This is a genomic window from Blautia sp. 2227st1_G12_2227SCRN_220401 (genome assembly GCF_039062885.1).
Classification (GTDB): domain Bacteria; phylum Bacillota; class Clostridia; order Lachnospirales; family Lachnospiraceae; genus Blautia_A; species Blautia_A fusiformis.
Map to the genome: position 1 here is coordinate 112,264 of NZ_JBCLNI010000008.1, position 15,719 is coordinate 127,982.

Here is a 15,719-nt window from a genome sequence, read left to right on the forward strand (position 1 = left end):
GCTTAATTCTCCTGTGGTGTTTTTGCGATAAATTTCTTATAAATGGTGTCAACGATCACGCCGATGGCGTTGTCACCGGATACATTGCAGGCAGTTCCGAAGGAATCCTGGGTAATGTAAAGGGCAACCATGATAGCACAGATGGCACCGTCCGGATCACCGGCTTCCGCTCCGAATACCATGTAAAGGAATGGAAGAGCAGTCATGATGGAACCACCGGGAGCACCGGGAGATGCAACCATGGCAACACCGAGAGTCATGATGAACGGAACGATGATCCCAAGACTGATGGGCAGCTGGTTCATAAGGCAGACTGCAGTAGCACAGGCTGTGATGGTGATCATGGAACCGGCCATGTGGATGTTTGCACAGAGCGGTACTACGAAGTTGCGGATCTGCTCACACACGCCGTCCTTTTTGGCACATTCCAGATTGACCGGGATGGTAGCTGCGGAAGACTGGGTTCCCAGAGCAGTTGTGTATCCCGGGATCTGATTTTTGATCAGAGTGAAAGGATTCTTTTTGCTGACAGTACCTGCGATCACAAACTGGATCGTAATGCAGATCAGGTGCATGATGATAACAACAAGGAATACCTTCCAGAGGATGCTTAAGATGGCAAAGGTTTTTCCGGAAATAGTCATATCTGTGAAGGTTCCGCAGATGTAAAGCGGAAGCAGCGGGATGATAATGGTATGAAGGACCTTGTCAATGATCTTGGAAAAGTCACTCATTCCGTTATAAAGGCTGTTTCCCATTTCTTTTCCACGCATGGAAGAGAGGCACAGTCCCATGACAAAGGCAAGGGCAACAGCAGAAAGAGTATCCATGACCGGCTCCAGTGTGATGGAGAAAAATGGTGTCAGGGATGCGTCTGCGGTAGCTGCGATCTGATCCAGTGCACCTTCACTCATAAAGTGCGGGAACAGGCTGGATGATACCAGATAGGATGCGGAACCTGCGATCAGAGTGGAGCCATAAGCCAGAGCCACTGTGATCAGGAGAAGCTTCCCTGCACCCTGTGAAAGATCCGCAATACCCATGGTCACATAGGCAAGGATCATCAGCGGGATGACGAATTTCAGAAAGGTACTGAAAAATCCGGAAAGGGTTACAACAAAGCGACAGAAGCCTTCCGGAAGGAACTGGCCGAACAGGATACCTACGATGATGGCAATGATCAGCTTCGGCACAAGTCCGATCTTGATTTTTTTCTTTTCCATTTGGATTCTTTCCTCCCAAGTATGAATTTATTCATTTTGCACAAAAATACGATTGACGTCCTCGTGATTGTATTGTAACATTGACATAAAAATAAGGCAAATTCACAGATTTCATCATCACGATGAAAAAATTTCATAGTAAAAGGGAGAAAATCATGGAAATCCGTCAGTTGGAGACGTTTGTACATGTAGCACAGCTTCAGAGCTTTTCCAGGGCAGCAGAGGTTCTGGGATACACTCAGTCAGCGATCACTGTCCAGATCCGTCTTTTGGAAAATGAGCTGGAAACAAGACTTTTTGACAGAACCGGAAAGCGTGTGGTGCTTACTCCGTCCGGAAAAGAGTTTATGGAGCATGCAAGCCGAATCTTATATGATGTAAATAAAGCAAAAAAGTCAATGAATGACGATGCGGAACTGAAAAATCCATTGCATATCGGGACGATCGAATCCCTGTGCACTGCCAAGCTCCCGGCTGTTCTCAGCAAATTTCGTGAGTTTCACCCGAAAGTAAATATGCAGGTGACTATTGATACACCGGAGCAGCTGATACGGATGATGGAGCATAACGGGCTGGATCTTATTTATATACTGGACACCCCAAGGTGGGACCAGAACTGGGTGAAGGTCATGGAGAAGGCGGAGCCGGTAGTATTTGTGGCCTCTGCAGATTCGGAGTTTGCGGGAAAGACGCTGAAGATGGAGGATATTCTGGAAGAGCCTTTTTTTCTCACGGAAAAGAATGCCAATTATCGGCAGGCCCTAGAGCAGCAGCTGGCGCTTAAGAAGCAGGCCCTGTCACCGGTACTGGAGATCAGCGATACCGCTTTTATCATCCGCATGCTGGAAAAGAACCACGGACTTTCCTTTCTTCCCTATCTGGCTGTGGAGCGGGATATCCGGAAAGGAAGAATTGCCCTTTTACATGTGGAAGATGTGGAGATATCCATGTACCGGCAGATCTTTTACCATAAAAATAAGTTTAAGACAAGAGAGATGGAGGAGTTTATCCGCCTGGCGGCAGAGTGAAAGTCAGAGCTTGTAAAAACAAATAAAATGTGGCACTATAAAAGAAAAAAAACACAGGAGAGAAAAAATGAATCTTATTGAAGAAGCAAAAGCTCTTGGTTTTTCCGATGCAGCGGTCATAAGTACCGATCAGCTTGTATTTGTGCCGGAATACCGGGTTTTCTGCGAGGACAATCTTTGCGGGAATTATGATAAAAACCCGGCATGTCCACCACAGAGTGGCACTGTAGAGGAGATGAAAGAGCATGCGCTGAAATACGAAAAAACGCTGATACTCCAGACAATGCAGGATGGCCTTATGGACTACAAAAAGGCAAAACTTGCTCATAACAAACTGACAGAACAGCTGGCAGAGAAGATGAAAGAAGAGGGAATAACTGATCTTCTGATCATGAGTGCAGGACCTTATAAACATAATTCCTGCATGTCCGCTTACTGTGTGGATGCACAGAAAATGGCAGACGCTGCAGGAATGCTATGCTGGACCAGCGACGGAATGATCCGTTATTTTTCCCAGGTTCTTTTCCAGGGGTAAGATGAAGAATTTTGTAAAGGAATATGGGAGAAATAGATGGAGTTTTACGAATGCGAGTATCCGTTGACAGAAACAGAAAAAACGTGTAGAGTTTAAATAAATGTAATTACATAAAAAGAATCAGCAGGAGAAAAACCAGAATGGAAAAATCAACAGTTTATTTCACTGATTTTCGTTGTCCGGTGGGAACCAGCCAGCTGGACAAACTGAAAAAACTCTGCGTTGCCGCAGGAATCAAAGATATCGATATGGATGGAAAATTCGTAGCCATCAAGATGCATTTCGGAGAGCTTGGAAATATGGCATTCCTTCGTCCGAACTATGCAAAGGTAGTCGCAGATCTCTGTAAGGAGCAGGGCGGAATGCCGTTCCTGACAGATTGTAATACTCTTTATCCGGGAAGCAGAAAGAATGCACTGGAGCATCTGGACTGTGCAAATCTTAACGGATTTAACACGATCACAACCGGATGCCAGATCATCATCGGTGACGGAGTTCGAGGAACCGATGAAGTAGAAGTTCCGGTAGTAAACGGAGAATACTGCAAAACTGCCCTGATCGGACATGCTATCATGGACGCAGATATTTTTATCAGTCTCAGCCATTTCAAGGGACATGAGTCAACCGGCTTTGGCGGTGCTCTGAAGAATATCGGTATGGGATGCGGAAGCCGTGCCGGAAAAATGCAGCAGCATGCCAGCGGAAAGCCGGCCATCCATGAAGATGTCTGTCGTGGTTGCCGCCGTTGTGCGAAAGAGTGCGGAAGTGATGCGATTACATATGTAAACAAGAAAGCAGTTATCGATTACGATAAATGCAAAGGCTGTGGCCGCTGTATCGGGGCCTGCAGCTATGATGCCGTATACAATCCGAATAGCAGTGCAAACGAGCTTCTTGATCGCAAGATGGCAGAGTATGCACAGGCTGTCTGTCACGGACGTCCCCATTTCCATATTGCACTGGTACAGGATATCAGCCCTAACTGTGACTGCCATGGTGAAAATGATGCGCCGATCCTTCCGGATATCGGAATGTTCGCAAGCTTTGACCCGGTTGCACTGGATCAGGCCTGTGCAGATGCCTGCCTGAAGGCAACACCGATCGCTAACAGCCAGCTTGGAGAGCATCTGGCAGAGCCGGGATGGCACTGTCACCATGACCACTTTAAGGATTCCAATCCGAATATTGAGTGGAAGGCAACCCTGGATCAGGCAGAAAAGATCGGTCTGGGAACCAGGGAATATGAGCTGAAGATAATCAAATAAGAAAAAGAAATCATATAAAATTACGAAAGCACGCCTGCAATATGGCGTGCTTTTTTGCACAAATAAAGAAATATAAAATGAAAAAACGGATAAAGACGGTATTTTAAATAAAAAACACGTGCGTGCATATGCGTGCTAGAAATACAGCTGTTGTGAATAATATACAAAGAAATAACAGGATGATTTGGACAAAAACGAGAAAACAGAAAAAGCTGTAAATTTGTATTGCATAATAAGGTTGCGTGTGATAACATACACACAACATAATTAACACGCATTTAACACGCAGATAAAGAAAAAATAGCACGCAAATAAAAGAATATCAAAGATAAGCGGAGCTAATGTGCAGGAAGACGTGCAGATCGTGTGTACAGAAACAGGCTGCATTCTGTGGGCAGAGAGTACAGAGCAGGCCGGAAATCTTTTTCAGAGGAGGAAATTATGACAGGAACACAGAAAAAACAGCGTCTGCTGACTATGATATTCGGAGCTTTCGCAATCTTTTTTACCGGATATCCCCATGTATGGTCTATTTACCAGCCCTATGTGATGGAGCAGGCAGGCTGGAGCCAGGGACAGGCATCCATGTGCTTTTATCTGGCACTGAGCACCTTTGTATTTGGAAATATCGTAGGCGGAAGGATGCAGAACCGCTTTAAGGAAAAGACGATTGTATGGATCGGAGGCGGGATCTTTGCGGCAGGAATCCTGGCATCCGCATTTCTGATCGTTCCCACACCGCTTCCTATGTATCTGTCCTATGGCGTGATGCAGGGATTTGGACAGGGAATGATCTACACGGTGATTCTGGCAACCGTGCAGAGATGGTTCCCGGACCGTACCGGATTTGCTTCCGGCGTTGTGGTAACTGCCAACGGACTTTGCGGATTTTTCCTGGCGCCGCTGAGTCGAAAGCTGCTGGAGGCAGAGGGCGTGCAGAAAACCTTTCTGATCATTGGGGCAGCCATCGCAGTTTCCTGGATCCTGTGCGGCATCTTTTTTCAGGCACCCGATAAGAGTCTGGTGAACGCAGGTGGCTCTGCGGCAAAGTCCGGAACATCGGAGATGAAGCAGTATACATCCGGAGAGATGATGCGTACAAGAAATTTTTATCTTCTTCTTGCGACCATGTTCTTTGGACTGATTTCTTATTTTATGGTTTCACCGGTATCCCAGACCTACCAGATCGACCTTGGGATTCCGTCTGCAGTGGCAGTCAGCGCCGTTATGCTTGGATCCATTGTCAATGCGGGAGCAAGACTGGTGCTTCCGACACTGGCAGATAAAGTGGGAAGGATCGTCTGCATCAAAGGAGTGCTGATCGTGGCAGTGATCGCTATGGGAGTTCTCGCTGTATCAAGATCCCTGGCAGTAACGGTTGCTGTTGTTCTGATGTACGGCTGCTACGGCGGCATCATGGGAAGCTTCCCGTCTCTGACAAGCTCTATTTTCGGAATGAAGCACACTGGGGAGAATTACGGATTTGTCATGTTCGGCATTGTATTTGCAACCTTTGGCGCACCGGCAATCTCCGGTCTGGTGAGCAGCAAAGGTTATGAGATGAACGTGGTATTTGGGATCGGAGCTGTTTTTGCAGTGATCGCATTGGTATGCCTGACTCTACTTGGACGGAATCTTGTGAAAGAGCATGCCGAAAAATCTGCCGGAGTAAAGGATGATACAGCACAGGTAAGCAAACCACAGGCAGAATAAGTCTGAATGTAACTGGATGCAGAGCTGTATCAGCTGCCGGATCAAAGACAGCTGACTGAGAATCAGAAAACAGAAAAACCTGGAAGAAATAAAATGCCTGTGGCTGATTTCTTCCAGGCTTTTTTTGAGTTGCCGGAATCAGATATTTCTGCTAGGATAACTGAAGGATGAGAAAATCAGATATCGTATTTGCCTGTTTATGGATGAGAGCGTGCGAAATACTGCAATAATAAGGAGTTGATGCATATGATCACCTGTCAGGATATACTGGAGCTGCAGCTGGACGGAGTGGAGCTGATCGCCGGGGAAAAAGGTCTCACAAGACCTGTCACATGGACCTATATGGTGCAGACCCGGCCTTTTGAGGAGCATATGAACCAGGGGAATTTTGCCCTGTGTGTGGTAGACTATGTCCGGTTTGACCTGGAAGAAGCCGGGAAAGCCATGGAAGAACTGTATGGGCTTGGTATTTCCGGCTTTGGGATTTCGATCACCGATGATAAAGAACCCGTCTCGAAGGAGATGATCGACAAAGCCAATGCGCTTCAGCTCCCGCTGTTTTACATTCGGTGGAAGGGAGCTTCTTTTGTGGATATTGCCCAGAGTGTGGGAAAGATCATCCTGGAATATGAAATGCAGAACAGGCGGATGGGAGATTATTTTGATCTGTCGTTTGAAGAAACCGTGAGACGACATAATACAAGAAACAGAGAATTTGGTGAAAAAGATATGCGCAGATGGTGGAGAGAAAAAGATTTTTCTTCAGTTCTCAGGGAACAGGCTATTACCTGCGAAATGGATACAGACAGTATTGTTGAAAAAATATACTCGGATTTGAACGCAGATCGCAAAGCGATTGCGTTCATGAGTATATAAAGTAAATGTAATACAAACATGTTCAGACTGGCAGCATGATTGCGATCATGCTGCCTTTTTTGCTGCTTTCCAGTACTTTTACCTGTCCGTTATGCTGTCGGACAATTTCGCTGACAAGTGCAAGCCCCAGGCCGGCACCTCCCATAGCACGGCTTCTTGATTTGTCCACACGGAAGAACGGGGTGAAGATTTTTTCCTGATATTCAGGAGGAATGCCGATTCCGGTGTCGGAGACTTCAAGAAAGACGTAATTGACAGAGGTGGATGTATCTGTTATTTCTTCGGAAGGATGGATATTTACGGTTACTTTTCCACCGGAGTGATTGTATTTGATCGCATTTTCCACAAGATTGTACACAGCGCGATACAGCAGCAGATAGCTTCCGGTAATAATGCAGTCCCCCTCCTGCTGGATCAGTTCAACATCCTTCTGTTCCGCTACAGAAGCCAGGTCGCAGAAAACCTCATCCGTCAGTGCTGCCAGAGAGATCCTTTCGGAACGTTCAACAGTCTGTACACCGGTCATATCTAGGAGGATTTCAGCCAAATGGGAAAGTCGCCCGGTCTGTTCCTGGAGCATGGAAAAAATCTCCTGATAATCCTTTAAAGCAGGTGTTTCCCTGCGGGCAAAGACCTCCAGATTTGTCTGGATAACGGCAAGAGGAGTCCTAAGCTCATGGGCTGCATTGGCAGAAAACTGCTTCTGTGCAGTAAAGGCCTCATCCAGGCGTGCGAGCATTTTGTTAAATGAAATTGTCAGGCGGGAAATTTCGTCATTGGTAGCAGGAACTTCAAGAGCCTCTGAAAGGTTCTGGACCTCTATTTGGTTTACCTCCTGGCTGAGTCTGCGAAGCGGAAGTAATGCCTGACGGCTGATAAAATAAGTGCAGATGCTGCTGAGAAGGATGATGATCCCTGTTACCATGAGTCCTTTGGTGAGAAACAGTTTTTTTGTTAGCTGCAGCTGATCGGAAAGCTCCGGAAATAAGACGGAGGGATCCATATTAAAGGTGATGGGAGCAGAGTCTGTGTTATCGATCCGTATCATGTAATCTCCCAGATTCTCCATTCCGGCAACTGCAGACTGGCTGATAAAAAAATACATCAGAATGCAGGTGACTGTCATAAGCAGTGCGGTGATCAGTGTCAGACGCCATTGAAGAGATAGCTTTCCGGTTATTTTTTTCATTTTATATCCTCCGTTAAAATGTAACCCTGGCCGATCTTATTCTGTATTGGATCAAAGCCGAGAGCCGTGCGCAGCTTTTTTCGAAGAGAAGAAATGTGGACACGAATGGAATTGCTGAGACTGTTGACGCTTCCGTCCCAGATATGCTCGATCATTTCTTCCGGGCTTATGATACGGTTCTGATGAAGAAGGAAATATTCCAGAAGAGAACTTTCCTTTCGGGTCAGAGAAAGAGGAAGTCCATCGATACTGGCCTTTCTTGTACGGGTATCAAAGCTGATACGTCCGCATTGCAGACATACATCCTGCTGGATAAATTTCCTTCGTGTCAGACTTCGGATCCGTGCCTCCAGCTCTTCAAAATGAAAAGGCTTTGTGAGATAGTCATTGGCACCGAGATCAAGCCCTTCAACCTTGTCCTGGATCTGTCCTCTAGCAGATAGGATCAAAACGGGAGTGGAAGTATTGGATTCCCGAAACTGGCGCAGGATTTCCAGCCCATCAACGCCTGGAAGGTTCAGATCAAGAAGGATGAGATCATAATTTTCCACCAGACATAATTCCAGTCCCTCATCCCCGTCAAAACATGTGTCCGCTTCATAGCCATCCATGCGAAGCCCCTCCGCAATAGACTGGCAAAGCTGCTTTTCATCTTCGATTATCAATATATGCATAGTAAATTCTCCTAAAAAACAGTTGATTTTGCTTTGTTATCTATCATATCATGTATAGCATAAAATTCCTGTAAATTTTTTTATTTCTTAACAGAGATTTTATACAGGGGATGATATAGTAAGGCTATAGAGAACAAAATTAACATATAAAATATACGCCGGTTCCGGATATGGGCCGGTGATATCAGAAGGGAGAATATAAACAATGAAATTAAGAACACAGAAAATAACAGCACTTATGGCAGCAGCGGTATTAGGAATATCTGCATTAGGAAGTGTGCCGGTAACAGCGGCAGAAAGCACGGAAACAGCAGATATCGGAGAGGCAATGGCGGTGGATGGAGAGGCAGTTTCATCAGATCTGGTAGCAGGTACATTTAAGCCTTCCGACGTAACCTGCAAGGCACAGGATTCTTATGAATATCCGTTTCTGGGACTGAAGCTTTCACTTTCAAAGGAGCTGTTAAAGCAGATCAAGGATCAGAGCATTGCAATGCTTACCACGGAAGATTTTGAGAATCAGACCAATGCAGTGACATATGCCTATATAAGCTGGAGCAAAATGACAGAGGAACAGAAAAACGCCGAAATACAGAAGATGGGAACAGGATATGACGACTGGGTGGCAGGTCTGGACAGAATTGGTACAATTGGTGTTTATGACGAAGCTTCACAGAAAAAGCTGGATGAGATCACTGGCTGTACAGAGCATAAAGAGCTTGGAAGCAGTAGTGACGGGAAATACAAATATTATCTGAGCACCAACAAAGATGCAGATGAAAAGCTGACAAAGGAGCTGGAAAAGATCAAAACCGACATTACGGAAATGACACCGTATCAGAATATTTCCGTGTTTGAACAGCCTCAGGATACCAGCGTCAACCCGGAGGATGTAAAATCTGTAGGAAAATTTGAAACAACAGGAATAGATGGAAAAACATATACAGAAAAAGTATTCAGTGACTATGACCTGACGCTGGTAAATATTTTTACAACCTGGTGCTCACCATGTGTAAAAGAGATTCCGGAACTTCAGGAGCTTTATAAAGAAATGAAAGATAAAGGCGTCGGAGTAGCAGGCGTGGTGCTTGATACTACAGATGAAAAGGGAAATCAGGACGAGGAGGCAGTAAAAAAAGCAGGCATTCTTCAGGAAAAAACAAAAGCAGAATATCCGTTCCTGATACCGGATACTACTATGATGAACGGCCGTCTGCAGGGGATTTCCGCATTTCCTGAAACATTTTTTGTTGACAAAGATGGAAACATTGTAGGCGATACCTATACAGGAAGCCATACACTGGACGAATGGAAGGAAATCGTGGAAAAAGAGCTTAAAAACGTTTCAAAGTAGAAGATGATCATTACGGAGAGTGAAAAAATGATTCGGAAAATAACAGAATCCAGGTGGATCGGACCTGCTCTGGCAGTTTTGGGAATTTTACTGATGATACTGGGAATCTGCAGGGGCGAGGTGTCTGTAGTTTTTACAAAAGCGATCAACATCTGTATGGAGTGTATTGGCATTGGATAATAAGAAGATGAAAATAAATGAATGGCCGCGGCATGGAATCCAGGCATTGTGGGCGGCCCTTACAAACAGTCACATATCAGGGTTTGTGACTGGAAAGATCTATACCGGAAAACTGAAAAATGTCTGTGTTCCGGGGCTGAACTGTTATTCCTGCCCCGGGGCAAGAGGGGCCTGTCCCATTGGTTCCCTTCAGGCTGTGATCGGAAGCTGGAACTTCAAGATGGCATATTATGTAGCTGGATTTCTGATCTTTGTAGGAGCGTTGCTTGGAAGACTGGTGTGCGGATTTCTCTGCCCCTTTGGACTGATCCAGGATCTGTTGAACAAGATTCCTTTTCCAAAGAAGATCCGGACATTTCGGGGAGATAAGCTTCTGCGAAAACTGAAATATGTGATCTTTCTTGTATTTGTGATCATACTTCCCATGTTTGTAGTAGATATCATGGGCCAAGGAGCACCATATTTCTGCAAGCTGATCTGCCCGGCAGGAACGCTGGAGGGAGGTATCCCTCTGGTGCTGCTGAACAAATCCATGCGAAGTGCAGTAGGCTGGCTGTACATGTGGAAAAATACAATCCTGGTGATCACCATTATCTTATCAATTATGATATACCGGCCATTCTGTAAGTATATCTGTCCGCTGGGAGCTTTTTATTCGGTATTTAATAAAGTTTCCGTTTTTCGTTACAGAGTAGATAAAGAAAAATGTGTTCACTGCGGAAAATGCAGAAATATCTGCCAGATGGAGGTCGATCCGACGGAAAATCCCAACAGTGCAGAGTGCATCCGATGTGGAAGATGTAAAAAGATATGTCCGACACAGGCGATCCGGTGTGGGTTTGCAGGCAAACCCTGATACAGAAAAATACGAAAACGGTACAGCTTATAAAATATAAGGTGTACCGTTTTTTGCAGAAAACTACTTTTCCATATTATCTATCAGTAACATATTCAGCTGTTCCCAGCGCTTCAGATCTTTTTTTGTAAAAAGCAGCTGGTGGCGGAACGCTTCGGTAAGCTCCTGTGGTTTTAAAGTGATCACACATTTGAATGCGCAGGGCATCAGATCCGCACTGGAAATCCCACACAAAAGTCCTGTTGTAAAATCTCGAAGCTCCAGAGGATTAAAAATGTACAGGAGATCTTCTTCCAGTGGGTTATACTGATTTACAAAGGAAAAACGGATCAGCATATCACTGTAAAGAACTTTTCCGGTGTAAAAAATCTCACTGCTTCTTCCGTTGGCAGAAACAGAACAGATCGTTAAGGTTGCTTCGTATTTTCCGGATTCGCCTTTTTTTTCATAAATATCGATGACGCCATCCTTCGTACGCTGATAGCGTCCATCGTAAAAGTAAAAATATAGCCGCTGTGCCTGAAAAAATGGGCTTTTTTGTCCTTTTCCCGGTGCATTGGACGGTTTACTGGCTGTTTCAGGAAGACCAGTGGTAAGCTGGGACATAGATACCTGGAGAATCTGGCTGATCTCATATAAAGTTTCGATATCAACGGAGATATCTCCATTTTCATATTTGCATACGGTAGCTCGACTTTTATGGATGGCATCTGCCAGATCCTGCAGAGTCATCTTTCCGGCTTTTCGGTATTTTCTTATTTGTTCACCTACATAACAGGTAAAATTACTCATTTTGTTTCCTCATACTATCTATTTTTCTTATTAATTTATATTGTATACGATTATATCGGAAAAACCGGTATTTTGTAAAGTAGTAAGAAACTTTTTTGAAATAAAATTTCGTAAAAAGAAACTTCTGCCATTTGCACTTATCTTTATTTAAGGTAAGATATGGCTGTTAGGCTGAAGGTTTCAGCCTATATCAAATATATACTTGAAGAGGGGAAATTGAAATGAAAGAAAAAGGAAGTAGCTTTTCCGGCTCAATAGGCTTTGTCCTGGCGGCAGCCGGAAGTGCAGTAGGAGTTGGAAATATCTGGAGATTTCCATATCTCTGTGCCAAAGATGGCGGAGGACTTTTCCTGCTGGTTTATCTGGTACTGGTACTGACTTTTGGATTTGTACTGTTGACAACGGATGTAGCACTTGGGAGAAAGACAAAGAAAAATGCATTGAGGGCTTTTGAATCTCTTGATCCAAAGTGGAAATTTTTAGGACATTTAACGTTTATGGTTCCGGCATTGATCATGACCTATTATTCTGTTATCGGTGGATGGATCGTAAAATATTTTTTTACTTATATTATTTCTGATGGGAAAGATGCGGCTTCAGATGTATACTTTACATCATTTATTACATCAGATATTGCACCCGTTGTATTTATGCTGATCTTTCTGGCACTGACTGCCTGGATCGTATTTCGTGGTGTGGAAAAGGGAATCGAAAAGTTTTCCAGGATCATTATGCCGGGGCTGATTCTTCTGATTGTGATCATTGCGATTTTTTCACTGACACTGTCCCATACTGATACGGATGGAACTGTCCGCACCGGTATGCAGGGGCTGGCTGTTTACCTCAAACCGGATTTTCATGGATTGACGGTAAAACGCTTCCTGGAGATCCTTCTGGATGCGATGAGCCAGTTATTCTTTTCCTTAAGTGTATCTATGGGAATCATGATCACTTATGGTTCTTATGTGAAAAATGAAGTTAATTTAAATAAAGCAACAAATCAGATTGAGATCTTTGATACCGGCGTTGCGTTTCTTGCAGGAATGATGATCATACCGGCTGTTTTTGTATTTCTCGGAAAGGATGGAATGGCTTCCGGCCCAAGCCTGATATTTATCTCACTGCCAAAGGTTTTTGATGCCATGGGAGTATTTGGCCGTCCGGTGGCAATTGCATTTTTCCTGATGATGGGATTTGCGGCACTGACTTCCTGCGTGTCTGTCATGGAGACACTGGTTGCAAACTGCATGGAACTCTATCACAAACCCCGTAAGAAAATGTGTGGTGCTGTCGGAATCTATTCTCTTGTTACAGCAGTGCTGATCTGCCTTGGTTATAACAAACTGTATTTTGAACTTAAACTGCCAAATGGTTCCGTTGGACAGCTGCTGGATGTGATGGATTATATCAGCAACAGTTTTCTAATGCCGTTTATCTCACTTTTGACAAGTATTCTGATCGGCTGGGTGATCGGCCCTGCCTGGATCATAGGAGAAGTGGAACGAAATGGGGAACACTTCAAACGGGCAGGGTTATATCGCTTTATGATCCGTTATGTAGTGCCGGTTGTAATGCTGATATTATTCCTGGTATCTACAGGATTTGCAGATTTGATTTCATAAGTGTGGTAATATGTTTATGGCGTCTGGACAGTCGCATTAACGGATGACCAGTACAAGATACGATTAAACAACAGAGGATTTGATGAAAAAAGATATGTACGAATGTTGGAGAGAAAACTAATACATAGAACGGAAATGATTCAGAAAATTAGACTTAGCTCACTTTAAAAGTGAAAAAATAATTTGATAATTTCTTGACAAGTACTAATAAATATGTTAGTATTCAATCATCAAATTAATAAAGTCTTCGGTGACTGACGGAGTTGTGGGATAACCACGAGGGAGCCGGAGATTCGATGAGTCGACCGTCTGGGCAGTATTTGAAGAAATTCAGATACTGCTCTTTTTTATGGGATAAAAAGATCCGGACGGTTGCTGCGGAGAAAGGAGAACATTATGGGATTCAAAAGTGACATCGAAATTGCACAGGAGTGCACAATGGAGCCAATTACCAAGATTGCAGAGAAAGCAGGTATTGATGACAAGTACCTGGAGCAGTATGGTAAATACAAAGCAAAGATCGACTATAATCTTCTGAAAGAAACAGACAAAAAAGATGGAAAGCTGATCCTGGTAACAGCCATCAACCCGACACCGGCCGGGGAAGGAAAAACAACTACAACGGTAGGTCTTGCAGATGGAATGCAGAGACTTGGAAAAAATGTTATGGTAGCTCTTCGTGAGCCATCCCTGGGACCGGTATTCGGTGTCAAAGGTGGTGCGGCAGGCGGCGGCTATGCACAGGTAGTTCCGATGGAGGATATCAACCTTCATTTTACCGGTGACTTCCATGCAATCGGTGCGGCAAACAATCTTCTTGCAGCAATGATCGACAACCATATTTTCCAGGGTAATGAGCTGAACATCGACCCGAGAAAGATCACCTGGAGACGATGCGTGGACATGAACGACCGTCAGCTTCGTAATGTAGTAGACGGACTTGGCGGAAGAACAAACGGTATGCCGCGTGAGGACGGATATGACATTACCGTAGCATCTGAGATCATGGCAGTTCTCTGTCTGGCAAGTGATATCAAAGATCTGAAAGAGAGACTTTCCAGAATCATCATCGGATATACTTACGGTAAGGTTGCTGAGCAGAAACCGGTAACAGCAGGAGACCTCCACGCAGAGGGTGCTATGACAGCACTTCTGAAGGATGCCCTGAAACCAAACCTTGTTCAGACACTGGAGCATGTTCCGGCGATCGTTCATGGCGGACCATTCGCAAATATCGCTCACGGATGTAACTCCGTAACCGCTACAAAGATGGCTATGAAGCTTGCTGATTATGCCATCACAGAGGCTGGATTCGGTGCTGATCTTGGAGCTGAGAAATTCCTGGATATCAAGTGCCGTATGGCAGGTCTTACACCAAGTGCCGTTGTTATCGTAGCAACCGTACGTGCTCTGAAATATAATGGTGGCGTTGCAAAAGCAGATCTTAACAATGAGAACCTTGAGGCTCTTGAAAAGGGTATCCCGAACCTTCTGAAGCATGTAAGCAATATCAAAAATGTATACAAGCTTCCATGTGTGGTAGCTATTAACGCATTCCCGACCGATACCAAGGCAGAGCTTGATTTTGTGGAAGCAAAATGCAAGGAGCTTGGCGTAAACGTAGCACTTTCCGAGGTATGGGCAAAAGGTGGCGAAGGCGGAATCAAGCTTGCTGAGGAAGTGATCCGTCTTGTTGAAGAGCCGAATGATTTCACATATGCTTATGAACTGGAAGGCTCCATCGAGGACAAACTGAACCAGATCGTACAGAAGGTTTATGGTGGAAAGAAAGTGGTTCTTACAGCAAATGCCCAGAAGCAGGCGAAACAGCTGGAGGCACTTGGATTTGGCAACTGCCCGATCTGTGTGGCTAAGACCCAGTACAGCTTAACAGACGACCAGACAAAGCTTGGTGCTCCGACAGATTTCGAGGTAACAGTAAGAAATCTTAAGATTTCCGCAGGTGCAGGATTTATTGTTGCACTGACAGGTGAGATCATGACCATGCCAGGTCTTCCGAAAGTACCGGCAGCAACCAAGATCGACGTAGACGAGAGCGGTAAGATCACAGGACTGTTCTAATATAAAGATTTTTTGAGGGGAATTCAGATAGAAAGCGGTAGAGCTTGCAAAAATAGAGGCTCTGCCGCTTTTTATATTGTTGTCTATTGCTCATGGCGGCGGTCCAGCCATTTACAGATGTAGTGGCCAACAATGTTCCCGGCCAGAAGGGTAAAGAACAAAGCAACATATTTCTGCATGATGTTCACCTCTTTCATTCAGGATTGTATCTGCATTATATCATATTTCGAATGAAAATAATTGACTTTTTGCGGTGAATGGACTATGATGTGTGTAGCTAAAGAAAGTAATTATGCTTATCATGGGCAAAGCAAAACCCCCGGAAGTGGT

The 15,719-nt window shown here is 44.6% G+C and carries 14 protein-coding genes and 1 riboswitch; of the genes, 10 read left to right on the forward strand and 4 right to left on the reverse strand.

What is annotated here, in order from left to right:
* Nucleotides 1–2: 2 nt before the first annotated feature.
* Nucleotides 3–1,223, reverse strand: a complete 1,221-nt coding sequence (locus ABCM67_RS06010; protein WP_021652178.1) for a dicarboxylate/amino acid:cation symporter — start codon at nt 1,221–1,223, stop codon at nt 3–5.
* A 155-nt stretch (nt 1,224–1,378) separates the two neighbouring features.
* On the opposite strand from ABCM67_RS06010, the gene ABCM67_RS06015 reads away from it, so the two are divergent.
* From ABCM67_RS06015 to ABCM67_RS06035, 5 genes are all read left to right on the forward strand, one after another.
* Nucleotides 1,379–2,251, forward strand: a complete 873-nt coding sequence (locus tag ABCM67_RS06015; RefSeq protein WP_144092498.1) for a LysR family transcriptional regulator — start codon at nt 1,379–1,381, stop codon at nt 2,249–2,251.
* 67 nt (nt 2,252–2,318) lie between these two features.
* Complete coding sequence (locus ABCM67_RS06020; protein ID WP_144092495.1) at nt 2,319–2,786, forward strand: DUF2284 domain-containing protein; 468 nt, start codon at nt 2,319–2,321, stop codon at nt 2,784–2,786.
* A gap of 140 nt (nt 2,787–2,926) precedes the next feature.
* Complete coding sequence (locus ABCM67_RS06025) at nt 2,927–4,051, forward strand: DUF362 domain-containing protein (protein WP_147602928.1); 1,125 nt, start codon at nt 2,927–2,929, stop codon at nt 4,049–4,051.
* A gap of 441 nt (nt 4,052–4,492) precedes the next feature.
* A complete protein-coding gene (locus ABCM67_RS06030; RefSeq protein WP_147602929.1) occupies nt 4,493–5,764 on the forward strand; it encodes an MFS transporter in 1,272 nt (423 codons plus the stop codon).
* 246 nt (nt 5,765–6,010) lie between these two features.
* A complete protein-coding gene (locus ABCM67_RS06035; RefSeq protein ID WP_147602930.1) occupies nt 6,011–6,640 on the forward strand; it encodes a PucR family transcriptional regulator ligand-binding domain-containing protein in 630 nt (209 codons plus the stop codon).
* A 22-nt stretch (nt 6,641–6,662) separates the two neighbouring features.
* Here ABCM67_RS06035 and ABCM67_RS06040 read toward each other — a convergent pair whose 3' ends face one another.
* Both ABCM67_RS06040 and ABCM67_RS06045 read right to left on the reverse strand, forming a co-directional pair.
* Entirely contained in the window at nt 6,663–7,829 is a 1,167-nt protein-coding gene (locus tag ABCM67_RS06040) for an ATP-binding protein (protein ID WP_022426718.1), read from the reverse strand.
* Nucleotides 7,826–8,503: a response regulator transcription factor gene (locus ABCM67_RS06045; RefSeq protein ID WP_022426717.1), complete on the reverse strand. Its 678-nt coding sequence runs from the start codon at nt 8,501–8,503 to the stop codon at nt 7,826–7,828. The genes ABCM67_RS06040 and ABCM67_RS06045 overlap by 4 nt, the downstream gene beginning before the upstream one ends.
* 205 nt (nt 8,504–8,708) lie before the next feature.
* Between ABCM67_RS06045 and ABCM67_RS06050 the strand changes: the two genes are divergently transcribed.
* Genes ABCM67_RS06050 through ABCM67_RS06060 form a run of 3 tightly spaced genes read left to right on the forward strand, consistent with a single transcriptional unit; the run spans nt 8,709 to nt 10,893 of the window.
* Complete coding sequence (locus ABCM67_RS06050) at nt 8,709–9,857, forward strand: TlpA disulfide reductase family protein (protein ID WP_059086046.1); 1,149 nt, start codon at nt 8,709–8,711, stop codon at nt 9,855–9,857.
* 27 nt (nt 9,858–9,884) lie between these two features.
* A complete protein-coding gene (locus tag ABCM67_RS06055; RefSeq protein WP_092068499.1) occupies nt 9,885–10,037 on the forward strand; it encodes a CD1871A family CXXC motif-containing protein in 153 nt (50 codons plus the stop codon).
* Between the two features lie 7 nt (nt 10,038–10,044).
* The gene (locus tag ABCM67_RS06060) at nt 10,045–10,893 is read left to right on the forward strand and encodes a 4Fe-4S binding protein (protein ID WP_118753032.1); all 849 of its coding nucleotides are present in this window, start codon (nt 10,045–10,047) and stop codon (nt 10,891–10,893) included.
* A gap of 63 nt (nt 10,894–10,956) precedes the next feature.
* Here ABCM67_RS06060 and ABCM67_RS06065 read toward each other — a convergent pair whose 3' ends face one another.
* Nucleotides 10,957–11,685 carry a helix-turn-helix transcriptional regulator gene (locus ABCM67_RS06065; RefSeq protein ID WP_021652982.1) on the reverse strand — a complete coding sequence of 243 codons (729 nt, stop codon included), beginning with the start codon at nt 11,683–11,685 and terminating at the stop codon, nt 10,957–10,959.
* A gap of 221 nt (nt 11,686–11,906) precedes the next feature.
* On the opposite strand from ABCM67_RS06065, the gene ABCM67_RS06070 reads away from it, so the two are divergent.
* Nucleotides 11,907–13,307 (forward strand): sodium-dependent transporter, encoded by a 1,401-nt coding sequence (locus tag ABCM67_RS06070; RefSeq protein ID WP_147602931.1) that lies wholly within the window; start codon nt 11,907–11,909, stop codon nt 13,305–13,307.
* 240 nt (nt 13,308–13,547) lie between these two features.
* Nucleotides 13,548–13,629, forward strand: a riboswitch (ZMP/ZTP riboswitch).
* A 74-nt stretch (nt 13,630–13,703) separates the two neighbouring features.
* Nucleotides 13,704–15,389: a formate--tetrahydrofolate ligase gene (locus tag ABCM67_RS06075; RefSeq protein ID WP_092068491.1), complete on the forward strand. Its 1,686-nt coding sequence runs from the start codon at nt 13,704–13,706 to the stop codon at nt 15,387–15,389.
* Nucleotides 15,390–15,719 lie beyond the last annotated feature (330 nt).